Below are 21,052 nucleotides of genomic sequence, written 5' to 3' on the forward strand. Positions count from 1 at the left end.
GCTAGGATCTCCCAGGTGAGCGGGACATCGCTGGAGGCAGCCGTCGACCACGGGACCGTCGTGCTCGACGGAGGGCTTGCGACCCAGCTGGAGGCCCAGGGGCACGACCTGTCCGACCAGCTGTGGTCCGCTCGCCTCCTCGAGGACGCCCCCGAAGCGATCGTCGATGCCCATCTCGCGTTTTTCCGGGCGGGAGCCCAGGTGGCGACCACGGCCAGCTACCAGGCCACCTTCGAGGGGTTCGCCGCTCATGGGCATACCGCCGAGCAGACCGCCGAGTTGCTGCGCCGCAGCGTCACGCTGGCCGCGACCGCACGTGAGCGCCTACACGCCGAAGGGGACGGGCGCCCGCTGTGGATCGCCGCCTCGGTCGGCCCGTACGGTGCGATGCTGGCCGACGGGTCGGAGTATCGCGGGCGCTACGGGCGGTCGGTGGCCGAGCTGACCCGCTTCCACCGGCCGCGCCTGGAGGTGCTGGCCGAGGCGGGCGCGGACGTCCTCGCGCTGGAGACCGTGCCCGACATCGACGAGGCCACGGCCCTCATGGCGGCGATCGACGGACTGGGCAAGCCCGCCTGGTTGTCGTACACGATCGAGGGTGACCGCACCCGGGCGGGCCAGCCCCTCGACGAGGCGTTCTCCGTGCCCAAGGGCATCGACGCGATCATCGCGGTGGGCATCAACTGCAGCGCCCCCACCGACCTCACCGACGCGATACGGCTCGCCCACGACATCACCGGCAAGCCGGTGATCGTCTACCCCAACAGCGGTGAGGGCTGGGATCCGGTGGCCCGGTCCTGGACCGGCACCTCCGATTCCACCTTCGCGCCCGACCGGCTCCATGCATGGCTGTCAGCCGGGGCCGGTCTGGTGGGCGGCTGCTGCCGTGTGCGGCCCGCCGACATCGCCGCCCTCACCGACCTGATCCCAGCTGAGAGCTGAGGGCCAGGTACAGAGGGCGGGTTGTCAAGCCTGGAATTCTCGGAGAACCGGACCTAGCGTCACAAGTGGTATGTGTTCGTCACGGCTGGTGAAAGGAACACGCAATGTCCCTTGACGTGACTCCGGAGCTCCTCGACACGGCGCAGCGGGGCGAGATCGACGACGCGGCCTTCGTCGACTGCATCCGTACCTCACTCCCGTACGCCTGGGAGATGATCAGCGGCCTGGTGGCCCGGCTGCAGGTGGACGGCGGCGACTTCGCCGACAACCACACGCCCCCGCCGGACGAACAGGCGCGCGGCCAGCTGCTGAGGGTACTGGCGAGCGACTCCATGCGCGGGACCCTGGAGCGTTACTTCGGGATGAAGCTGGCATTCCAGAACTGCCATCGCGTCGCGGTCTTCCCGACAGGCGACTCCGAGGCCTACCGCCGGTTCGTCACCCCGCGCGAACAGATCCTCAACCAGTCGCCAGAGCTCCGCGACTGCTGAAGGTGCTGCGCCGGAGGGCGCGTGTCGCCCTCCGGCCGCTCGTTACTCGTCTCGTTCGTCGCCTCGCCTCGCCTCGTTCCTCGTCACCGCCTGGAGGTCGCGGCGCGCACTTTGGGAAGGACCTCGCTCCCCAGGCGGGCGATGTTGTCGAGGGTGGCCGTGCGGGAGCCGGCCGCCTCGACGTGAAGGATCATGTGCTCAATGCCCGTCTGCTCGGCCGTGGCAAGGATCGCCTCCACGCAGTCGTCCGGGGAGCCGATCGGGTGTTGCAGGTCGCACAACCGGCGTGCGTACGCAGCGGGATCTGGCCGGGGACGCGGACGGTCGTCCACCGCGACGTAAGCGTCCAGGCCCGGGCCGAGCCAGCGGGGCATCTCGCGCAGGAGCGTCTCGACGGCTTCGGCTCGCGAGTCGGCGACCTGGGCAAGGTGAGTGGAGATGTGCGGCGCGGGCTTGCCATAACGATCCACCGCCTTCGCCTTGTCGGCGTTGCCCACATGCATCCCCAGCAGCATGGGAAGGTCGCGTGCGGCGGCCAGCGCCTCGGTCGGGGGCGACGTACAGGCCACCGAGACCGGAGGAGGGACGGCCGTACGCGGGACGACCGGCACCTCGCGGAACTGGAACTGCTCACCTGACCAGCCGAGCCGGTCGGAGCGCAGCCAGGCGAGCAAGAGATCCAGTGACTCCGCGAAGCCGTTCTCGTAGCGGGGCAGGCCTGTGCCGAAGACCTCCAGTTCGCGCCACGGGCCGCCGCGTCCAACCCCCAGATAGAAGCGGCCACCGGAGACCAGGCTCAGGAGAGCGGCCTGTTCGGCGAGCGCCACGGGGTGCTGGCTGGAGAGGACGCTGACGGCCGTGCCGACGTGGATCCGGCTTGTACGGCCGAGGAGGACGCCGGCGAGGGTCGGTGCCGACGGGCAGACGCCGTACGGCATGAAGTGGTGTTCGGCGATCCACACGTCGTCGAAACCGGCCCGTTCTGCGGCGAGGGCGGCCTCGACGGTCCGGGACAGGGCGTCGGCGTCGGACTGGCCGGGGTAGCGGGTCGCGAGGAGGAAGATTCCGAAGCGCACATGGACGTCGTACCCGTGCTCGGGGCCCCGCGCGCCGCCGCGAAGCAAGGCGTGATGGGGAAATCGCGGGGGTCTGGGGGTCGCCCCCCAGTAGAAACAGTGCCACCTGCAATTCAGGAAAGCGGCTCTGGGAGACTGCCAGGCATGAGTGGTGGTTCGTTCAGCAGGGTCGGAGTCGTCGGACTGGGCACGATGGGCGCCGGCATCGCGGAGGTCCTCTCCCGCGGCGGCCTGGCCGTCGTCGGCATCGAGATCAACCAGGAGGCCCTCGACCGGGGGCGCGGCAACCTGGAGGGCTCGACGGGGCGCGCGGTGAAGCGCGGGAAGCTCACCGAGGAGGCACAGCGCGAGATCCTCGACCGGATCACGTTGTCCACCGACTTCGCGGACCTCGCCGAATGCGACCTGGTCATCGAGGCCGTGCCGGAGCGGCTGGACCTCAAGCGGCGCGTGTTCGAGCAGCTGGACCGGGTCTGCCGGGCCGACGCCGTGCTCGCCACCAACACCTCCTCGCTCTCGGTCACCGACATCGCGGTCACCACCAACCGGCCCGCCGCGATCGTCGGAGTGCACTTCTTCAACCCGGCGCCGGTCATGAGGCTGGTCGAGATCATCGGCACCGTTCTCACCGAGGACGGTGCCGTCGCGCGGGTCGCGGGCCTGGTGAGGAGCCTCGGCAAGACGCCGGTCACCATCGGCGACCGGGCCGGGTTCGTCGCCAACCGGCTGCTCTTCGGATACCTCAACCAGGCCGCGACCATGCTGGAGTCGGGGCACGCGACGCGCGACGACATCGACGCGGCCATGAAGACCGGCGGCGGCCTGCCGATGGGCCCGTTCACGCTCATGGACCTCATCGGGCTGGACACCTGCCTGGAGGTACTGGAGGCGATCTACCAGGAGTCGCGTGACCGGCGGCATGCGCCCGCCCCGGTGTTGCGTGAGCTGGTCACGGCCGGGTTGCTCGGCCGCAAGACCGGCCGCGGCTTCTACTCGTACGACAAGACGGCATCGGCATCCGCATCGGGTACCGAGACAGAGGCTCCGGCAGCCGAGGCACCACAGCCGGTCGTGGGCGTCGTGGGCTCCGGCACACTCGCCGTCGCGATCATCGCGGCCGCCGCGCGGGCGGGCAGCGAGGTCCGGTCCGAGTTGTCGGAGCTGGCCGGCTGCGAACTGATCATCGAGGCGGCGGCCGAGGACGTCGCCGTCAAACGATCGCTGTTCGCGGCGGTCGCCGACGTCGCCGCGCCGGGGGCGGTGCTGGCGACCACGGCCTCGACGGTGCCGGTCATCGACCTGGCCATGGCGACCGACCGGCCCGGTGACGTGGTCGGGCTGCACTTCCCCGAAGCCGGTGGCGGCCTGGTGGAGATAGCCGGAACGGTCGTGACCGCGCCGGGCGTCACCGACAAGGCGGCGACGCTGGCCGGGAGGCTCGGCCTGACGGCCGTCCGCTGCCGTGACCGCGCCGGGTTCATCGTGGACGCGCTGCGCTTCCCCTACCTGAACGACGCCGCGGCCATGCTGGAGGCCGGTTACGCCGACGCCGACTCCATCGACGCCGCGATGACGCTCGGATGCGGCTACCCGACCGGCCCGATCGCCGACCTGGACCGGCTCGGCCTCGAACGGGCCGTCGCGGTGTTGCGCGCCCTCCACGCCGAGAGCCGCGAGCCCGCCCTGGCGCCCGCGCCGCTCCTGGAGGAGCACGTCACCGCCGGACGCACCCTGCGCTGAGCCGTGACATGCCGATCCGCCAATATCCTGGTCATCATGAGCCCGCGTAAGAACCGCCGCCCCGCCCCCGGTCCCAAGCCGGAGGCGGGCGGCGGTTCCTACTGGGACCAGAGCACCGAGGAGGGGGCGGACGGCGACTGGATCGTCCGCACGATCGCCGGGGCCAACGCGGTGAAGGCGTACCGCTGCCCGGGCTGCGATCAGGAGATCCCGTCCGGGGTGGGCCATCTGGTCGTGTGGCCCGCCGACGAACGCGGCGGCGCGGACGACCGGAGGCACTGGCACCGCCCGTGCTGGAACGCCCGCGGGCGCCGGACCCCCAGGATCCAGCGGTCGCGCAACGCGCCCCGCTACTGACCCGGCACCCTTACCGACCCGACAGCGAGCGAACCCCTTTACCGACAGCGAGGAGACCAGGCGCATGGCGGAGATCAGGGCTGCGACGGTGCTGCCTGCCCGGCGGGAGGACATCACCCTCCACACTGCAGACGGGCTGGAGCTGGTGGGCGAGCTCGCGTTGCCCCCGGAGCGGCCGCCGGTGGCGACCCTGGTCTGCCTGCACCCCTTGCCCACGGCCGAGGGGATGATGGACAGCCACGTGCTGCGCAAGGCTTCGTTCCGGCTGCCCGCGTTGGCGGACGTGGCGGTCCTGCGGTTCAACACCCGGGGGACCACCTCGGCGAGGGGGACGAGTCAGGGCGAGTTCGGCGGGGGCGAGGCCGAGCGGTACGACGTCGCGGCGGCGATCGAGTACGCCGAGTTCCACGATCTGCCGCATCCGTGGTTGCTCGGCTGGTCGTTCGGAACGGAGCTGGCCTTGAAATGGGGCTGCGATCCGCTGGTCGAGGGCGCGATCCTGCTGTCGCCACCGCTCCACCGGGCTGGGGACGCGGACCTGGACGCCTGGGGCGCGGACGGGCGGCCGGTCGTGGCGCTGGTCCCGGAGTTCGACGACTATCTCCGGCCGGCCGAGGCACGGGAACGTTTCAAGCGGATCCCGCAGGCGGAGGTCGTCGCGGTGGACGGCGCGAAACACCTGTGGGTGGGCGAGCCCTATGTGCGCATTGTGCTCAACGAGATCGTGAAGCGGGTCGCACCCCAGGCCTCTCCGCTCCCCACCGAATGGGATGAATCGGACAACTAAACCGGGGCGGCCGGACACGGCCACTCCTCTCTGGGAATCGCGCCATCGGGGTGACGATTGCCTAGCCGCCGTGTGCACGGCGGTTTCGGGCTGATGACCCGGGGAGGTCTGCTCCGCCATGACCGTGCAGCTTTACGCCAGGGATGTGGGCTCCGGCACGCCGCTCGTACTGCTGCACGCCTTCCCGCTGTCCTCGGCGATGTGGCTCAACCAGCGGGAGGGGCTGGCCGGGCGCTTCCGTGTGGTCACCCCGGACCTGCGTGGATTCGGCGGGTCGGTACTGGGCGACGACGAGCCGTCGATCGACGAGATGGCCGACGATGTCGCCCGGTTGTTCCGGCGGCTCGGCATCGCACGGGCGGTGGTCGGCGGGTTGTCGATGGGCGGGTACGTGGCGATGGCACTGTGCCGCCGCCACCCTGACCTGGTCATGGGTGTGGTGCTGGCCGACACCCGGGCCGACGAGGACTCCCCGGAGATCCGCGCCACGCGGCTCGCGCAGGCGGAACGGCTGGAGAACGAGGGCACCGTGCAGGTGCTGCTGGACGACGTGCTCCCGCACCTCGTCGGCCCGACGACGTTCCGGCAACGCGCGCTGGTGTACGGGCGGGTGCGCGGTCTCGTCCAGGCCACCCCGGCGCGTGCGGCCGCGTGGGCGCAGCGTGCGATGGCCGCCCGCGGCGTGAGCTTCGAGACATTGCGCACACTCAAGGTGCCCGCGCTCGTCATCGTGGGCGCCGAGGACACGCTGGCCACCGAGGCGGACGCGCGCGCCATGGCCGACACGATCCCGAACGCCGAACTGCTGGTCATCGCGCGGGCCGGCCATCTGTGCCCGGTCGAACAGCCCGATCTCTTCAACCAGGCCGTCGCCGAGTTCACCGCCGCGATCGCCCGCATGACGAGCTGAGTAGCGATATCGGGATATCGCGGGGCCTGATCTCTAGTTCATGACATGTCTGATAGGACTCTTTAGGCATGTCCTGAATCAGGAGGCTCAATGAACACACACATAAAGGGCCGTCGCGGTGCCGTCGCGATCGCCACGCTGGCCGCCGCGGGCGTCGCCGTTCCGGTGGTCATCACCCAGACCGGGGGCGCAACCGCCGCCGAGCAGCGCGCCGCCGCCCCCGTGGCCGCCGTCGCGAAGGCACCCGCGTACGTCGAGTACCACGCCAAGTCCAAGGCCTATCACCTGGCGACCGGCAAGAAGCTCGCGGGCAGCGGCTACCGGCCGATCTCGCTGAACGTGTCGAACCGGGCGAACCCCAGGTACGCCGCGGTGTGGGTGAAGCGGTCGGGCCCGGCGTTCACCCAGGTCGTCGGCCAGTCGCGCGCGACGTTCCAGAAGTCGTTCAACAACCTGCGCAAGAAGGGCTACCAGCCGATCACCATCACGGGGACCGGCTCGGGCGCCTCGGGGATCTACGCGGGCATCTTCGAGAAGAAGAAGGGCGCCTTCTTCTCCTGGGGTGACCTGACCGCCGCCAAGCTCGCGCAGCACAACAAGTACGCGGTGAGCAAGGGCTTCATCCCGATCTCGATCGACGCGTACGGCACCGCGAAGGCGCCGCGCTACCTCGCGGTGTGGGTGGCCAACCCGCGCAAGGTGAAGTGGAGCGTGTCGCTCAACAAGAGCTTCGCGGCGCACGACAAGCTCTTCAAGGCGCAGGTCAAGAAGGGCTGGCGCCCGTCGTTCGTGGCGGTCGGCAGCGGCTACACCGCCATCTGGCGCAGCGACAAGATCGGCCCCTGGGTCGAGCAGACCGGCATGACCTCGGCGCTCCTCACGACCCGGCTCAAGCAGGCCAAGGCCAAGGGCTACTACCCGATCCAGATCGCGGGCGGCGGCACGGGTGCGTCCTCCCGCTACGCCGCCATCTGGCGCAAGTAGCAGGCCCTGCCTCGTGGCCCGGCGTCCCGCCGGGAGACCTGCGACCTCCGGTCACAGGGTCTCCTGGCGGGGCACCACCACCTCCCTGATGAGCAACGAGATCGAGGCGGCGGTCGGGATCGCCAGGAGCGCCCCGACGACGCCCAGCAGCGCGCCGCCGATGAGCGCCGCCACGATGGTCACCGCGGGCTGGACGTCGACCGTGCGCTTCATGACGCGCGGATAGACCAGGTAGTTCTCCACCTGCTGGTAGATGATGTAGAAGACGATGCAGATGATCACGTCGGTCAGGGACCCGGTGAGGAAGGCGACCAGGGTCACGACCACCGCGCCGATGGTGGCGCCGATCAGCGGGATGAGGTCGGTCACCGCGACGATCAGCGCGAGCGCGAGCGCGTACTTCAAGCCGAGGATTTCCAGGAAGACATAGGTCGTCAGGCCCGCGATGAACGCGATCGTGAACTGCCCGGCGACGTACCCGCCGATCCGGTCCAGGATCTCATCGCCCAGCAGCGCCACCCGGGCTCTTCGCGAGCGTGGCGCCAGCCGGTAGAAGAACGTCTTGATCTGCGGCAGCGAGCTCAGGAAGTAGAGCGTCAGGATCAGGATGGTCAGCGTCTGGAAGATGCCGTTGACCGCGACCTTGCCGATGCCGGTGGCCCAGGAGGTGAGCTGGTCCTGGAACCCCTCGCTGTTGACGGTCTTCTCGGCGCGGTCCAGCAGGCCGTAGCGCTTGTCCCACTCGGCGAGACGGTCGGTTTTCTGGAGCTTCTCCACGTACCCGGGGATGCTCTTCCGGAGCTCGGTGGTCTGTTCCGACACCGGTTGCACGAGCGAGGCGACGAACCCCGCAAAGAACAGGATCACGCCCAGGAAGACCATGGCGACCGCCAGGCCGCGCGACAGGCCGATCTTGCGGAGTCGCTCCACGGCCGGATTGAGACCGACCGCGAGGAACATCGCCACGACGATCATCACCAGTACCGACTTGGCGTTCAGCGCGGCGTTGAACAACTGCCAGGCGGTGATGACGCCGAGCGCAGCGATGAACCCGAACATGAACGGGTGCGCCTTGCCCAGCGGCTCTCCGGGCCGGCCGAACGGGAACCGGTGGTCGACGCCCGCCTCGATCTTGCGCTGTTCGACATCGAGCGCGGGGTCGGGAGCCGCCTCGGTGTCGCCCGGCACGGTGGTCTTCTCGATGACGGTCCGCTCGACCGTGGCGGGAACGCGTGCCGGCTCCGCGGCCGTGCCCTTGGTGCCGCCCTCACCCGTGGCGCTGTCCGCGCCCGTGCTGTCGGTGTCGCCGGCGCGGACGCCCCCTGCGCCGGCGGTGCCGTTGTCGCCGGGGCCATCGTCGTCGCGGGAGTGGTCATCGGCCGGGGAGGGCGAGGGCTCCGTACCGCCTGCGGCACCACCCGTAGCGCTGGACGTCTCGTCGTCGCCGGGTGACGGCGACGTGTCCTTCCGGGGGGTCTCCTCGGCCACGTCGTACTCCTTTTCCGTTCCCTGTCCGTAGCGGCCGGACCTTGCCGTTCATGGGCCCGCCCGCATCCGGTGCAGATGACGAAAAGCCTAGAGGTAGTTGCTACCTCTAGGCTTTTCCGCCTCGCACGGATTGAGTCAGATCGTGTTGGCCCGGCCCACACGGTCGGTGGCGGGTGCCGCTACTCCTGCCACCAGTCTTCGTCATCCTCGTTCTTCTTGCCCTGCGCGTTGCCCTGCGCGTTGCCCTGGCCGCCCTTGGCCGGCCCCGCCTTGGCAGCCGCGGCCTGCTTGGCCTGCTGCTGCGCCTGGCCGCCCTGCGGCTGCGCCTGCGCCTGCGCGGCGGGCTTGGCCTCCAGCGCGGGCTTCTCCGCGGTGGGAAGCTCCTCGATGCCGCCCATCGGCGGCTGCATGCCACCGATCAGCTGGCGCAGCTGGTTGAGGTGGCTGGTGATGCTGTCGCGCTGGCGCGTGAGCTCGTCCACCTGGCGCTGCGCGGAGGTGCGGACCCGGTCGGCCTCGGACTTGGTCTCGGCGAGCAGCTGCTCGGCCTGGGACTTGGCCTCGGCGATGACCTGGTCGCTGTTCTTGCGCGCGTTGGCCATGAGCTGCTTGGCGTGCGAGTCGGCCTCGCGCCGGGTCTGCTCGGCCTGCTGGGTCGCCTTGGCGGCCCGCTGCTCGGCGGACGCGGCCCGCTGCTCGGCCTCGGCGACGAGCTTCTGCGTGGCGGCCTGCGCGGCGGCGTGCCGTTCGGCGTCCTGGCGGTCGGCCTCCTCGCGGCGGGCGGCCAGCTGGATCTCGAACTCGGCCTCGGCCTGGGCGCGCTGGGCCTCGCTCTCCTCGAGGATGCGCTGGGCCTGCGCGCGCATCTCGTCGGCCTGCCGCTTGGCGGTGGTGAGGATCTCGTCGCGCTCGCGCTTGGTGGACGCCCGGAGCTGGGCGACCTCGCGCTCGGTCGTGGTGCGCAACTTGGCGATCTCACGCTCGGCGGCGGCGCGCTTCTCGGCGACCTCGTGGTCGGCGGTGGCGCGCAGCTTGGCGACCTCGCGCTCGGTCGTGGAGGTCAGCTCGTCCGACTCACGCCGGGCAGAGGTGCGCACCTCCTCGGCCTCACGTTCGGCGGCGTTGCGCATGTCGTCGCCCTCGCGCTGGGCGGTGGCGCGCAGCTCGGAGGCGTCGTTCTCGGCGGTGGCGCGGTGCTCGGCCGCGTCGACCTTGGCCGCCGCCTTGATCTCATTGGCCTCGGAGCGCGCCGCCTGGACGAGCTCGGTGGCCTGCTCCTCGGCGAGCCGCAGCAGCTGCTCGATGCGCGCGCCCAACCCGGAATAGGTGGGGCGTTCCTGCTCTTGGAGCTGCCGATGGGCGTCCGACAGCTCGCGCTGCAGCGCCTGGGTCGACTCACGGGACTGCCGGACCTCGTTGTCGAGCTGCTTGATGTGCTCGTCGACCTGGTGGCGGTCGTAGCCGCGTAGCACCACGTCGAACTCGCGCGGGGGCGTGTCTTCAAAGAAGTTGCTGAGCTGGGCGTCGATGTCGGACTGCATGTGGCTCAATCCTGATGTGACGGGGCTGCGGTTTTTTGGTTCCGGGGACCGGTTGATCGCCTGGCTGACGGGCGCGCGGCCCCAGACCTTCTACCGGCGAGTGAAGCGTACTCCGGTGGCTGCCGTGTTGGGGGCTCATCTTGACGCGCTGCGCACTTTGTCGTTTTTGTCAGCTTGCCCGTCGACACCCCAGGTGCGCACGTGTGCGGGCCCCAAAACCACCATTCGCGCAGGAACGGCTACAGAGCGGCGAGTCCTGCGACTCCCGGCGCGGGTGTGATTTCAAACACGTCACAATCTGCGCAACGGGGCCGAAGGGCCGCGATTACAAGATCACCTAGCTGCCTGGGGGATCTCGCGGCCCGTCACGGCACCCTTACGCCTTTTGGACGAGCTCAGTCAGGACGCCATGGCAGTCCTTCGGGTGCAGGAAGGTGATACGGGATCCCATCGAGCCCCGCCGCGGCTCCTCGTACAGCACCCGGACGCCCTTGCCGGCGATGCCGTCGGCCTCCTCCTGGACGTCGCCGTCGGCCCCGAACGCGATGTGGTGCACGCCCTCGCCGTTCTTGGCCAGCCACTTGGCCACCGTCGAGTCCTCCCGGATCGGCGTGATCAGCTGGATGTAGGAAGCCGCCCCGTCCGCCGTCTCATTGATCTTGAGCATCGCCTCGCGCACGCCCTGCTCCTCGTTCACCTCGAAGTGCACGTCGGTGAAGCCGTAGGTCTCCCTGTAGAACTCCACGGTCGCCTCCAGGTCGTGGCAGGCGATGCCGATGTGGTCGATGCGCGTCAGCATGGGTGTTCTCCCGGTCGAGGCGGCGGAATGAGATTCGGGTCGTCCTGGGTATCGTGGCAAATGTCGCCGCCGGACCCATGTGGAGGCCCCTGCCAATGAGCACCAACCCGTCCGTGATCGTCGCCGGAGCCCGCACGCCGATCGGCCGCCTGCTCGGCTCGCTCAAGGACCTGTCGGCCGCCGACCTCGGCGCCCATGCCATCGCGAACGCGCTGGAGCGCGCGGGGATCACGGGGGACCAGGTCGAGTACGTGATCATGGGCCAGGTGCTGCAGGCGGGCGCCGGGCAGATCCCGTCCCGGCAGGCCGCGGTCAAGGCCGGCATCCCGATGAGCGTTCCGTCGATCACCGTCAACAAGGTCTGCCTGTCCGGCCTGGACGCGATCGCGCTCGCCGACCAGCTGATCCGCGCGGGCGAGTTCGACATCGTGGTGGCGGGCGGCATGGAGTCGATGACCCAGGCGCCGCACCTGCTGCCCAAGTCGCGCGGCGGCTACAAGTACGGCTCGGTCGAGGTCCTCGACCACATGGCCCACGACGCGCTGACCGACGCCTTCGACGGCGTCTCGATGGGCGAGTCCACCGAGGGCCACAACGCCAAGCTCGGCATCTCCCGGGAGGACCAGGACGAGTTTTCCGCCCGCTCGCACCAGCGCGCCGCCGAAGCGATCAAGAACGGCGTCTTCGCGGACGAGATCGCCCCGGTCGAGATTCCGCAGCGGAAGGGCGACCCGATCGTCTTCGACACCGACGAGGGTGTGCGCGGCGACACCACCGCCAAGTCGCTCGCCAGGCTGCGGCCCGCGTTCTCCAAGGAGGGCACTATTACCGCCGGCTCGTCCTCGCAGATCTCCGACGGCGCCGCCGCGGTCGTCGTGATGTCCAAGAGCAAGGCCGAGGAGCTCGGCCTCACCTGGCTGGCCGAGATCGGCGCGCACGGCAACGTCGCGGGCCCCGACAACTCGCTCCAGTCGCAGCCGTCCAACGCGATCAACCACGCCCTCGGCAAGGCGGGGCTGACCGTTGACGACCTGGACCTCATCGAGATCAACGAGGCGTTCGCGTCGGTCGGCCTCCAGTCGATGAAAGATCTCGGCGTCGGCCCGGACAAGGTCAACGTCAACGGCGGCGCGATCGCGCTCGGCCACCCGGTCGGCATGTCCGGCGCCCGGATCGTGCTGCACCTCGCGTACGAGCTGAAGCGGCGCGGCGGAGGCCTGGGTGCGGCCGGCCTTTGTGGCGGCGGTGGTCAGGGAGATGCTCTGATCCTCCGCGTGCCGTAACCCTCCGCGTGCCGTGACACGGACGCCGTCCACGATCACTGGGTGGCGGGTTCCACCTTGACGGTCTTGAAGCCCAGTGACTTGAGCAGCTGCTCCATCATCTGCTTGGTGTTCTGGTCGGCCCGTCCGGGCAGGCCGCTCTCGTTGGCGGCGGTCTGGATCTTCTGGGCGGCCAGCACGTAGAGCTGCTGCTGGTTGTTGGGGTTGTTGCCGAAGAAGTCCCCGAAGCGGTTGATCAGGCCACGTTGCGCGGAGAACACGTAGCTCTTCTGGGTGTCGAGGTTGGTGGGCTCAAGTTGCGCCTTGGGCAGCCTGACCGTCACCGCCGTGCGATCGGCGTTCACGGTGAGCGCGCCGTTGGCGATCTTGCTGAAGTCGACATAGGCGTCGACCGTGCCGTGCCCGACGAACAGCGTCCGTGAGCCGCGCACCGCGCTCGGCAGGAACTTGGCGTCCTTCTCCAGGTCCACGATGACCTGGAAGTTGCCGCTGGCCGCCTCGTACCGCGAGAGGTCGCGGATCGACTGGAGCAGCACCGGGCCGCTGCGGTCCTTGGGCTTCTCGTCGAACGGGTTGATCCAGTCCGGGAGCATCCGCAGCGTCTGCTGCGCGAGCAGCACCAGCGCGATGGTCGCGACGATCAGCAGGAGCGAGACGCGCAGGCCACCGCCACGGCGGCCGGCGGGGGCGGGGGCCTTGGCCGGGGCGGCGGGGGTCGGCTCGGGCTTGGACTCGTTCCCACGGGTCTTTGCTTCGCGTTCGGATCGGGCCATGTAGGAGGCATGCCCGGCATTGCCCCCTCCTTACCTCACCGCGCGGTACCGGTGGTCATTCTGGATGTGATCAGGGTCATGGCCATGGCGGAAACACGGCCGGGGTACCGGTACGTTGGTCGACCGTGGACACCGTGCGCATCCTCCGGTACGTCTCGATCGCCGAGGCGACCTCGTTCCTGATCCTCCTGCTCTGCTCCGTGCTCAAGCGCACGGTGGAGTTCGAGGCGGGCGTGCAGATCATGGGGCCGATTCACGGGGTGCTGTTCCTCGCGTTCGTCGCCCTGGTCTTCATGGTCCGGGGGCCGCTCGGCTGGGACGTCAAGCGCACGGTCCTCGCGCTGATCGCGTCCGTCCTCCCGCTCGCCCCGTACTTCGTGGAGCGGAGCTGGCTCAGGGAGCCGGTGGCCGCGCACGGTAAGGCTTCTGCATGATCACGGCGGATCTGGGGGGTTCCGTCGTGGTCATGCAGGGGATGCTCGGAAGGCGCGCGCGGTCAGCGCGCAGCGGTGGTACGCGCTGAAGTTCGTACGCAGCCAGGCACGGCGCTGCTGCTCGGTCCAGGCGGCGAACACGCGGGCGCCCCGCAGGTCGGAGATGTCCGGCTGCTCGGTGCCCAGGAGCCAGGCGTCGACCATGGCCCGATACTCGGCCCCCCGCCGCCGCTGGGAGGAACAGGCCCGGGCGTCCACCAGCCCGTCCCGGATCTGCCGGACGACCTGGGCCTCATAGCCGGGGGTCAGACCGTCGAGATGGATGCGGGCCACGCCCTTCGACAGCCCGGCCGGTGCCGTGCCGGGACGCTGTTCGATCTTCGTGAACGCGCCGGGCGTCCCGTTCAGCCGGGCGGCCAGCGGCGTCGTGGCGGTCATCAACGCGGGCAGTGCGCCGCGCAGTGCCGGATGCACGCAGATCGTGAGCGGCCACTCGCGGCAGGACGGACTGATCGGCGCCGGGCCCACGGCGCGCCCGTCCGAGGCCTCCAAGCGGACCGTCGCCAGCACCGTCAGCGAGAGGGCTGCCAGCAGCGGCACGATCATCCAGAAACGCCGGTTCAGCCACCACACGTACGCCAGGATCAGCGCGGTGGTCAGCCCGGCCGACCACAACACCCCGTCGGCCAGCACCTGGCTGCGCAGCCCCATGAACAGCTCCACCTCGTTGAGCGCCGCCGGCGGTAGCAGGCTCCACCAGGAGGTGCTCGGCATCCGCACGGCCGCCCACAGCCAGGTCGCCACGACCACCACTGCGGCGGTGGCGCGCCGTGGCACGAGCCGCCCGGCCAGATAGCCGAAGACGACGTGCATGACCAAGGCCGTCCCACCCGCCAGGATCCCCATCATCTGCGCCCGGCCCGCCTGTTCGCGGAGCACGGTGTCGACGACCACCACGGCCGCGACCGTCCCGTACGCGGCCAGCGCCGCCGCAGAGAGCAGCGCCATGTCGACGAGCGCTCCGGTGGCGGGGGACCGGGGCGTCAGATCGCGCAGGTAGTCGAGGCGGCGTTCGCGCACCGCGGCCCAGGCCGCCAGCCCGGCCGCCAAAGGCCCCAGCACCCGCACCGTGTTGACCAGCGCGACCACCGTGTTGTCCCAGTAGGCGACGTCGGGCACCAGCGAGAGCCAGGCCGTCACCACACCGACGGCCGTGAGCAACGGCACCGCGACGAGCGGCGCCGTCCGGCGGGCCTCCACCCGGAGCACCCGCCCGAGCTCAGACACTGGCGCAGTATTTAATGTGCTTCTGTGGCCTCAGGTCCTCGCCTGGCGGCTCGGACCTGAACCACAAAAGCGGCGAGCGCGACATCGCTTCGCGATCTTCGCGGGGAACTTCGCCTCCGGCTCGTTCCCCGCTCAGCGCCGCGCGCTCGCGGTGCGGGCTGGGCGTTGCGAAGTCGAAAGTACTCCCGTCAGCGGGCGCCCCCACCCGCCTGTCCGTTGAACGTGCGGGCGCTGACCTGGTGGTGCGTTCGGTCAATCTGCCCCTGGCCAGGGTGAACACGCGGTCGCACCAGCCGGTGAGGGCTTGCGCGGTGGGAGCGGACACGAGGACTGTCGGCGCCAGCGCTCGGATGAGGGGGAGCAGCTCGCTCGCCTCGACGTCACTCACACCGTGCAGCGGATCGTCGAGCAGCACCAGCTCCGGCTCGTGCACGCACGTCGCCGCCAGGCCGGCGCGCAGCCGGACGTCCGGCGGCACCAGGCTCATTTCCGTCGATTCGGATTCGAGGAGATCGAGCCTTTTCAGGGCCGACCGGGTCGCATCGGAACGTACGCGTTTGTAATAGGCCGCGTAGGAGACGAACTCCCCGACCGTCAGGTTGTCCGCCGAGGTGAAATTGCCCGGCAGATAACCGATCCGAGCCCGCACCGTACGCAGGTCGGTGGTATTTCCAGTGTCGTATCCGAGAATCTTCAGTACGCCGACATGTGGCCGGCGCAATGTCGCGAACGTGGCCAGCAGAGTGGATTTACCGACACCAGGTGGACCGGCCAGGCCGGTCACGCCTTCGGAGACACCGAAGGCCACCGGGCGTAGGAGCCACCGCCCCCCGCGGCGGACACCCATCCCTCGGGCCACGATCGCGGATTGCTCCGCGATCACTATGAACCCCCCATTGTTGCGTCATGCGTCACGCGACAGGCGATGAACGCCGGTGACTTTTCCCCCGTCACCGCGGTGTTCGTCCCTGGCCATCCGATCGCCCTCCCCGGACCTTCGGACAGCACCCCCTTTTGCCGTCGCACCATGCATCGACATCGCGACTATAACCAGGCTTGGTGATCGCTGTCAGCAGTCTTTCTCCTCTTACGGCCGATGGTCTGAATCCTTTGCCCGTCCAGTGAAGGGGCGATTTCTTGGGAATATTCGGCTCTGTCCGGAAGCGGGCAGGGACACGCGCCGGACGCCGGGCGCTCCGCTGGGAGCGGACGAGAGTACGGTCGTGGCGCGTCATGAGGCAGGATGGACCCATGTCTTCTCGGGACTTTTCCTTGTACGGGGCCGTCGATCTCGGCGCCCGCCAGGCTGCCGCGAAGAAGCAGCAGGAACGCCGGGTGGCGGCCGAAGCGTCCCCGGGAACGGGTGCGGCCGGTGGCCCTTACGTCGTGGACGTCACCGACCAGACCTTCAACACCGAGGTGGTGGAACGGTCTCGGACCGCTCCGGTTCTGGTCGACTTCTGGGCCGAGTGGTGCGGGCCGTGCAAGCAGCTGAGCCCCATCCTCGAAAAGCTCGCCACCGAGGCGGCGGGCAAATGGGTGCTGGCCAAGGTCGACATCGACGCCAACCCGCAGCTCGGCGCCTACATGCAGCAGATGGGCATCCGCGGGATCCCGTTCGTCGCGGTCGTGGTGGCCGGGCAGCTCATGCCGTTCCTCAACGGCGCGGCACCCGAGGCGCAGGTCAGGCAGGCCATCGACCAGCTCTTCGAGGCGCTGCGGCAGGAGGGCATCCTGCCCGACGCCTCCGGCGCTCCCGAGGACGACGAGATGCCGGCACCCCAGGCGCAGCCCGAGGTCGACCCCGTGTACGCGGCCGCCGAGGAGGCGCTGAACAGCGGCGACCTCGACCGTGCCGCCACCGCGTTCCAACGGATCCTCGACACCGACCCGCGTGACGAGTACGCCAAGACCGGCCTGGCGCGCATCGAGCTGGGCCGCCGGATCGGCGACCTCGACGCGCAGAAGGCCATCGCCGAGGCGGACGCCGATCCCGCTGACGTGCTCGCGCAGACCCGCGCCGCCGATGTCGAGGTCGTGACGGGCGGAGTCGAGGCCGCGTTCGACCGGCTCATCGGCACCGTCAGGCGCACCGCCGGCGACGACCGCGACGTCGCCCGCAAACACCTGCTCAAGTTGTTCGAGATCCTGCCCTCGGACGACCCCCGCATCAGCAAGGCCCGCCGAGCCCTCCAATCAGCCCTCTTCTGACGTCGCGAAGGTAAAAGTCGCCTGAACGGGCATAAAAGTGGTGTGAGTGCTCGTGTGGTGACGATTTCGGCCACGTTCGGTGCCGGAGGAGGGTCGATCGGGCCCGCCGTCGCGGAGCGGCTGGGGTTGCCCTTCGTCGACCGCGCGATCCCGGTCACGGTGGCGGCTGAGATCGGCTGCACGCTGGAGGAGGCGCTGGCCCACGACGACCGGGCCGAGAGCGGGATCGGCCGGATCCTGGCCGGTGCGGCGCGGCTGCCCAACGTCACGCTCGGGGGCATGGACGTCTACCTGCCCGATCGCACGATCCTGCCCGAGGAGGAGTTCGTCGTCCGGACCGAGCAGGTGATCACCAGGGCGGCGGAGGCGGAGGGCGGCGTGCTCCTCGGCCGGGCCGGGGCGGTGGTGCTCAAGGACCGGGTGGACGCCCTGCACGTACGGCTTGACGCACGCAAAGAGCGACGCCTCGCGCGAGCCCGCGTGGAGCTGCTGCGGGGCACGTCCGGTGCGGCCGGGATTTCGGGTGAACCTCCAAACGAGCAGGGAACCGTCCGGAGCGGGACGTCCCAGCGCGATCTGGAGCGTATGCTCGACGACAATGACCGCGCCCGGGCGGCCTACGTGAAGCACTTCTACGGGGCTGATCCCGCCGATCCGCGGCTCTACCACCTCGTGATCGACAGCACGAGGCTTCCCGAGCCGGCCGTGGTGGACCTGATCGTCGCTGCGGCCCGGGTGGTCTGAGCCGCCCGGAGAGGCCGGGCGGCGGCCCCAATACAGGTCGTAGCAAGGGAGCCAGTGACGTGGCCAGCGTGCCCAGTGTGTCGTACTCCATCACCGTCCGGCTGGAGGTTCCGGCCGGCGGCAAGGCCGTCAGCCAGATCACCCATGTCGTCGAGAACGCCGGCGGCATCGTCACCGCTCTCGACGTCAACACCGCCGGGCACGAGACACTGCGCATCGACGTCACGATCGCGACGCGCGACACCGAGCACGCCGAGTCGATCTCGGCGGCGCTCGAGACGATCGACGACATCAGCATCCACAAGGTCAGCGACCGGACCTTCCTCATGCATCTCGGCGGCAAGATCGAGATGATGTCCAAGGTGCCGCTGCGCAACCGCGACGAGCTGTCCATGGCCTACACGCCCGGCGTCGCCCGGGTCTCGCTGGCGATCGCCCGCAACCCCGAGGACGTCCGGCGGCTGACCATCAAGCGCAACAGCGTCGCCGTGGTGACCGACGGCTCGGCCGTGCTCGGCCTGGGCAACATCGGCCCCGAGGCGGCGCTGCCGGTCATGGAGGGCAAGGCGGCGCTGTTCAAGCGGTTCGCCGGGATCGACGCCTGGCCGATCTGCCTGGACACCCAGGACACCGACGAGATCGTCCGTACCGTGCAGATCCTCGCCCCGGCGTTCGGCGGCATCAATCTCGAGGACATCTCGGCCCCGCGCTGCTTCGAGGTCGAGGCCCGGCTGCGCGACCTGCTGGACATCCCGGTGTTCCACGACGACCAGCACGGCACCGCCATCTGCGTGCTCGCCGCGCTGACCAACGCCCTGCGCGTGGTCGGCAAGGACATCGGCGACGTCCGCATCGCCATGTCCGGCGCGGGCGCCGCGGGCAGCGCCATCCTGCGGCTCCTCCTGCACGCGGGCGCCCGCGACGTGGTGGTGTGCGACTTCCACGGCGCCGTCCACCAGGGCCGCGAAGACCTGGACGACTCTCTTCGCTGGATCGCCGAGAACACCAACGCCGAGGGCTACGCGGGCGACCTCAAGGGCGCGGTCAAAGACGCCGACGTGTTCGTCGGCGTGTCCGCCCCCAACATTCTCACCGGCGACGACATCGCCACCATGAAGGACGACGCGATCGTCTTCGCGCTCGCCAACCCCGAGCCCGAGGTCTCGCCGGACGAGGCGCGCGAGCACGCCGCCGTGGTGGCCACCGGCCGCAGCGACTACCCCAACCAGATCAACAACGTGCTGGCGTTCCCCGGTGTCTTCCGCGGCCTGCTGGACGCGCAGGCCGACGGGGTCTCCCAGGAGATGTTGCTGGCCGCGGCCAAGGCCCTGGCCGAGGTCGTGACCGACGGCGAGCTCGGCCCCAACTACATCGTGCCGAGCGTCTTCCACCCGGACGTGAGCACCCGCGTCGCGGGCGCCGTTCGCGAAGCCGCCGGAGGCCGGCCGCGGACCGAGGCCTGATCACCGGTCCGAGGCCTGACCACCGTCCTGGTCACTTCTTTTCGAAGAGCTCCGCGCGGCGGCGGGGCCAGATGCCGCCGTACCAGAAGATGATGATCCCGGTGACCATGGCTGCGCCACCGGTGACGGCGCGGGCCCACAGGACGGTGTCGTCGGCTCCGGTGACCGGCAGGTTCTCGGGGGGCGGGGCGGCCTTGCAGTTGGCCTTGCGGGTCCTGACCAGCACCGAGTCGTTGTCATGGGTGACCTCGATGCGGGTGCTGCGGTCTTCGCGCAGCGTGATGGTGCTCTCCCGGGTCGCGCCGGCGGCGATGCGGCTCGGGATGGACGCCGAGCCGTCGTCGCGTTCGATCGCGTAGTCCTCGGCCTGCGAGCTGGTGTTGCGTACCGTGATCGTGACCTTGCGGCTCGGGCAGGAGGGCGTGCCGATGGTCGCGTTGAGCGGCCGTGCCGGGGGCGCGGACGTCGTCCGGGTCGGCGTCGGGGAGGGAGTGGTGCGGGTGGGGGTCGGCGGCGGCGTGCGCGTCGGGGTCGCGGTGCCGGTGCGCGTGGTGGCCGTCGGGCTCGGGCTGGTGCCCGTCGGCGATGGGCTCGTCGTCGACCCGGCCGGGGTGGTGGAGGCGTTGGAGTCCCCGGTGGTCTTGATGATGGCAGGGATCGCGATCAGCGCCCCGATGACGAAGAACACGGCTGCGATGACGACCCTGGGCAACTGCATCGCAGTTCCTTCCGTTCGCCGGTCTGCACCCGGTGTACCCCGGGGCTACCTAGATCATTTTTTAACGGAGAGACCGTATTCTGTCGATTTCCCCAGAGATAGGGATGCATAACAGGTTAACGAGCGGCGGTACGTGCCGCCGGAGGTATGAGCAACGCATCATGGAACCCATGGACGACGGGATCAGGGTCGGTCTCCTGCTGGTGGCGACGCCGCAGCTGGACGACCCCAACTTCAAGCGGAGCGTGGTGCTCGTGGTCGAGCACGACCTCGAAGGCGGCACGCTCGGAGTCGTCCTCAACCGGCCCACCGAGGTCCCCGTCGACCGCGTGCTGCCGCCCTGGGCCGAGCTTGTGACCGGGCCCTCCGTGGTCTTCCAGGGCGGTCCGGTGGCGCTCGACAACGCGCTCGCGCTCGCCCGGCTGCCGGGTGACGACGAGCCGCTCGGCTGGCGGGCCCTGGACGGCGACCCGTCGGTGGCGCGGGTCGGTCTGGTGGACCTGGACGCCCCGCCCGGGCTGCTCGCGCCCGAGCTCCTCCAGCTCCGTGTGTTCGCCGGATACGCGGGCTGGTCGGCTGGCCAGCTCCGGTCAGAGGTCGAGGACGGTGCCTGGTACCTCGTGCCGGCCGAGGCGGGCGACGTCTTCGCCGGAGACCCGGACCGCCTGTGGCAGGAGGTGCTCCGCCGCCAAGGCGGCGACCTGGCCTTCGTCTCGACTTTTCCCGAGGACCCGACGCTCAACTAAGGTGATGCTGTGAGTACGAAAATTCTTCCCGACAGCGATACACAGAGTGATGTCAAGCCGGATCTGTCGCACGGCGACGGTGATCACGAGCGGTTCGCGCACTATGTGAAGAAGGCCAAGATCACCGAGAGTGCCGTCAGCGGTACTCCGGTGGTGGCGCTGTGCGGCAAAATCTGGGTGCCCAACCGCGACCCGAAGAAGTTCCCGGTCTGCCCGGAGTGCAAGGAGATTTACGAGTCCATGAAGGCGGGCAAGGGCGCCGGGGACGAATAACCGCC

Annotated in this window: 22 protein-coding genes; 14 read left to right on the forward strand and 8 right to left on the reverse strand. The window is 69.7% G+C overall.

The annotated features are described in order from the left end of the window. The first annotated feature begins 15 nt into the window (after window positions 1–15). A complete protein-coding gene (mmuM, locus tag ACH34W_RS17085) occupies window positions 16–942 on the forward strand; it encodes a homocysteine S-methyltransferase (protein WP_395961868.1) in 927 nt (308 codons plus the stop codon). A 104-nt stretch (window positions 943–1,046) separates the two neighbouring features. Further along, window positions 1,047–1,433 carry an SCO5389 family protein gene (locus ACH34W_RS17090; protein WP_395961869.1) on the forward strand — a complete coding sequence of 129 codons (387 nt, stop codon included), beginning with the start codon at window positions 1,047–1,049 and terminating at the stop codon, window positions 1,431–1,433. 83 nt (window positions 1,434–1,516) lie between these two features. Here the strand turns inward: ACH34W_RS17090 and ACH34W_RS17095 are convergent, their stop codons facing one another. Continuing rightward, a complete protein-coding gene (locus ACH34W_RS17095) occupies window positions 1,517–2,509 on the reverse strand; it encodes an LLM class flavin-dependent oxidoreductase (protein ID WP_395961870.1) in 993 nt (330 codons plus the stop codon). Between the two features lie 144 nt (window positions 2,510–2,653). Between ACH34W_RS17095 and ACH34W_RS17100 the strand changes: the two genes are divergently transcribed. From ACH34W_RS17100 to ACH34W_RS17120, 5 genes are all read left to right on the forward strand, one after another. Continuing rightward, complete coding sequence (locus ACH34W_RS17100) at window positions 2,654–4,249, forward strand: 3-hydroxyacyl-CoA dehydrogenase family protein (RefSeq protein ID WP_395961871.1); 1,596 nt, start codon at window positions 2,654–2,656, stop codon at window positions 4,247–4,249. A 36-nt stretch (window positions 4,250–4,285) separates the two neighbouring features. Next, entirely contained in the window at window positions 4,286–4,606 is a 321-nt protein-coding gene (locus tag ACH34W_RS17105) for an ATP/GTP-binding protein (RefSeq protein ID WP_395961872.1), read from the forward strand. 64 nt (window positions 4,607–4,670) lie between these two features. Then, window positions 4,671–5,393, forward strand: coding sequence for an alpha/beta hydrolase (locus ACH34W_RS17110; RefSeq protein ID WP_395961873.1), 723 nt, complete (start codon window positions 4,671–4,673; stop codon window positions 5,391–5,393). A 118-nt stretch (window positions 5,394–5,511) separates the two neighbouring features. Continuing rightward, window positions 5,512–6,303, forward strand: a complete 792-nt coding sequence (locus ACH34W_RS17115; RefSeq protein WP_395961874.1) for an alpha/beta fold hydrolase — start codon at window positions 5,512–5,514, stop codon at window positions 6,301–6,303. 90 nt (window positions 6,304–6,393) lie between these two features. Then, window positions 6,394–7,287 carry a hypothetical protein gene (locus tag ACH34W_RS17120; protein WP_395961875.1) on the forward strand — a complete coding sequence of 298 codons (894 nt, stop codon included), beginning with the start codon at window positions 6,394–6,396 and terminating at the stop codon, window positions 7,285–7,287. 51 nt (window positions 7,288–7,338) lie between these two features. On the opposite strand, the gene ACH34W_RS17125 is transcribed toward ACH34W_RS17120, so the two are convergent. The 3 genes from ACH34W_RS17125 to mce all read right to left on the reverse strand — a co-directional run bounded on the left by ACH34W_RS17125 (window position 7,339) and on the right by mce (window position 11,115). Beyond that, entirely contained in the window at window positions 7,339–8,775 is a 1,437-nt protein-coding gene (locus ACH34W_RS17125) for an AI-2E family transporter (RefSeq protein ID WP_395961876.1), read from the reverse strand. A gap of 179 nt (window positions 8,776–8,954) precedes the next feature. After that, a complete protein-coding gene (locus tag ACH34W_RS17130) occupies window positions 8,955–10,316 on the reverse strand; it encodes a DivIVA domain-containing protein (RefSeq protein WP_395961877.1) in 1,362 nt (453 codons plus the stop codon). Window positions 10,317–10,692: 376 nt separating this feature from the next. Further along, on the reverse strand, window positions 10,693–11,115 hold the full coding sequence (gene mce / locus ACH34W_RS17135) for a methylmalonyl-CoA epimerase (protein WP_395961878.1): 423 nt from the start codon (window positions 11,113–11,115) through the stop codon (window positions 10,693–10,695). A gap of 95 nt (window positions 11,116–11,210) precedes the next feature. Between mce and ACH34W_RS17140 the strand changes: the two genes are divergently transcribed. Continuing rightward, window positions 11,211–12,398 carry an acetyl-CoA C-acetyltransferase gene (locus ACH34W_RS17140; protein WP_395961879.1) on the forward strand — a complete coding sequence of 396 codons (1,188 nt, stop codon included), beginning with the start codon at window positions 11,211–11,213 and terminating at the stop codon, window positions 12,396–12,398. Window positions 12,399–12,433: 35 nt separating this feature from the next. Here ACH34W_RS17140 and ACH34W_RS17145 read toward each other — a convergent pair whose 3' ends face one another. Beyond that, a complete protein-coding gene (locus tag ACH34W_RS17145) occupies window positions 12,434–13,171 on the reverse strand; it encodes a DUF4230 domain-containing protein (protein WP_395961880.1) in 738 nt (245 codons plus the stop codon). Window positions 13,172–13,296: 125 nt separating this feature from the next. Between ACH34W_RS17145 and ACH34W_RS17150 the strand changes: the two genes are divergently transcribed. After that, window positions 13,297–13,605 carry a DUF3817 domain-containing protein gene (locus ACH34W_RS17150; RefSeq protein WP_395961881.1) on the forward strand — a complete coding sequence of 103 codons (309 nt, stop codon included), beginning with the start codon at window positions 13,297–13,299 and terminating at the stop codon, window positions 13,603–13,605. A gap of 30 nt (window positions 13,606–13,635) precedes the next feature. On the opposite strand, the gene ACH34W_RS17155 is transcribed toward ACH34W_RS17150, so the two are convergent. Then, window positions 13,636–14,892: a hypothetical protein gene (locus tag ACH34W_RS17155; protein ID WP_395961882.1), complete on the reverse strand. Its 1,257-nt coding sequence runs from the start codon at window positions 14,890–14,892 to the stop codon at window positions 13,636–13,638. After that, on the reverse strand, window positions 14,885–15,700 hold the full coding sequence (locus ACH34W_RS17160; protein ID WP_395961883.1) for an ATP-binding cassette domain-containing protein: 816 nt from the start codon (window positions 15,698–15,700) through the stop codon (window positions 14,885–14,887). Before ACH34W_RS17160 ends, ACH34W_RS17155 begins: the two co-directional genes overlap by 8 nt. A 443-nt stretch (window positions 15,701–16,143) precedes the next feature. Here ACH34W_RS17160 and ACH34W_RS17165 point away from each other — a divergent pair, with 443 nt between their 5' ends. From ACH34W_RS17165 to ACH34W_RS17175, 3 genes are read left to right on the forward strand one after another with little or no spacing between them, the layout of a single operon-like run. Continuing rightward, window positions 16,144–17,103, forward strand: a complete 960-nt coding sequence (locus ACH34W_RS17165) for a tetratricopeptide repeat protein (protein ID WP_395961884.1) — start codon at window positions 16,144–16,146, stop codon at window positions 17,101–17,103. A gap of 42 nt (window positions 17,104–17,145) precedes the next feature. Next, the gene (locus ACH34W_RS17170) at window positions 17,146–17,847 is read left to right on the forward strand and encodes an AAA family ATPase (RefSeq protein WP_395961885.1); all 702 of its coding nucleotides are present in this window, start codon (window positions 17,146–17,148) and stop codon (window positions 17,845–17,847) included. Window positions 17,848–17,906: 59 nt separating this feature from the next. Further along, on the forward strand, window positions 17,907–19,310 hold the full coding sequence (locus ACH34W_RS17175) for an NAD-dependent malic enzyme (RefSeq protein ID WP_395961886.1): 1,404 nt from the start codon (window positions 17,907–17,909) through the stop codon (window positions 19,308–19,310). 31 nt (window positions 19,311–19,341) lie between these two features. Here ACH34W_RS17175 and ACH34W_RS17180 read toward each other — a convergent pair whose 3' ends face one another. Next, complete coding sequence (locus ACH34W_RS17180) at window positions 19,342–20,028, reverse strand: hypothetical protein (protein WP_395961887.1); 687 nt, start codon at window positions 20,026–20,028, stop codon at window positions 19,342–19,344. Between the two features lie 170 nt (window positions 20,029–20,198). On the opposite strand from ACH34W_RS17180, the gene ACH34W_RS17185 reads away from it, so the two are divergent. Both ACH34W_RS17185 and ACH34W_RS17190 read left to right on the forward strand, forming a co-directional pair. Then, window positions 20,199–20,774 (forward strand): YqgE/AlgH family protein, encoded by a 576-nt coding sequence (locus tag ACH34W_RS17185; RefSeq protein WP_395961888.1) that lies wholly within the window; start codon window positions 20,199–20,201, stop codon window positions 20,772–20,774. Between the two features lie 9 nt (window positions 20,775–20,783). After that, a complete protein-coding gene (locus tag ACH34W_RS17190) occupies window positions 20,784–21,047 on the forward strand; it encodes a DUF3039 domain-containing protein (RefSeq protein WP_395961889.1) in 264 nt (87 codons plus the stop codon). Window positions 21,048–21,052: the final 5 nt, after the last annotated feature.

It is taken from the genome of Actinomadura sp. 6N118, from assembly GCF_044326415.1.
In the GTDB taxonomy this organism is placed as follows: Bacteria; Actinomycetota; Actinomycetes; order Streptosporangiales; family Streptosporangiaceae; genus Spirillospora.

Excerpts from the sequence above, each read along its gene's own strand:
- ACH34W_RS17090 (WP_395961869.1), top strand. The coding sequence starts at position 1,047 with ATGTCCCTTGACGTGACTCCGGAGCTCCTCGACACGGCGCAGCGGGGC.
- ACH34W_RS17100 (WP_395961871.1), top strand. The coding sequence starts at position 2,654 with ATGAGTGGTGGTTCGTTCAGCAGGGTCGGAGTCGTCGGACTGGGCACG.
- ACH34W_RS17105 (WP_395961872.1), top strand. The coding sequence starts at position 4,286 with ATGAGCCCGCGTAAGAACCGCCGCCCCGCCCCCGGTCCCAAGCCGGAG.
- ACH34W_RS17110 (WP_395961873.1), top strand. The coding sequence starts at position 4,671 with ATGGCGGAGATCAGGGCTGCGACGGTGCTGCCTGCCCGGCGGGAGGAC.
- ACH34W_RS17115 (WP_395961874.1), top strand. The coding sequence starts at position 5,512 with ATGACCGTGCAGCTTTACGCCAGGGATGTGGGCTCCGGCACGCCGCTC.
- ACH34W_RS17120 (WP_395961875.1), top strand. The coding sequence starts at position 6,394 with ATGAACACACACATAAAGGGCCGTCGCGGTGCCGTCGCGATCGCCACG.
- ACH34W_RS17130 (WP_395961877.1), bottom strand. The coding sequence starts at position 10,316 with ATGCAGTCCGACATCGACGCCCAGCTCAGCAACTTCTTTGAAGACACG.
- mce (WP_395961878.1), bottom strand. The coding sequence starts at position 11,115 with ATGCTGACGCGCATCGACCACATCGGCATCGCCTGCCACGACCTGGAG.
- ACH34W_RS17140 (WP_395961879.1), top strand. The coding sequence starts at position 11,211 with ATGAGCACCAACCCGTCCGTGATCGTCGCCGGAGCCCGCACGCCGATC.
- ACH34W_RS17145 (WP_395961880.1), bottom strand. The coding sequence starts at position 13,171 with ATGGCCCGATCCGAACGCGAAGCAAAGACCCGTGGGAACGAGTCCAAG.
- ACH34W_RS17165 (WP_395961884.1), top strand. The coding sequence starts at position 16,144 with ATGTCTTCTCGGGACTTTTCCTTGTACGGGGCCGTCGATCTCGGCGCC.
- ACH34W_RS17180 (WP_395961887.1), bottom strand. The coding sequence starts at position 20,028 with ATGCAGTTGCCCAGGGTCGTCATCGCAGCCGTGTTCTTCGTCATCGGG.
- ACH34W_RS17185 (WP_395961888.1), top strand. The coding sequence starts at position 20,199 with ATGGACGACGGGATCAGGGTCGGTCTCCTGCTGGTGGCGACGCCGCAG.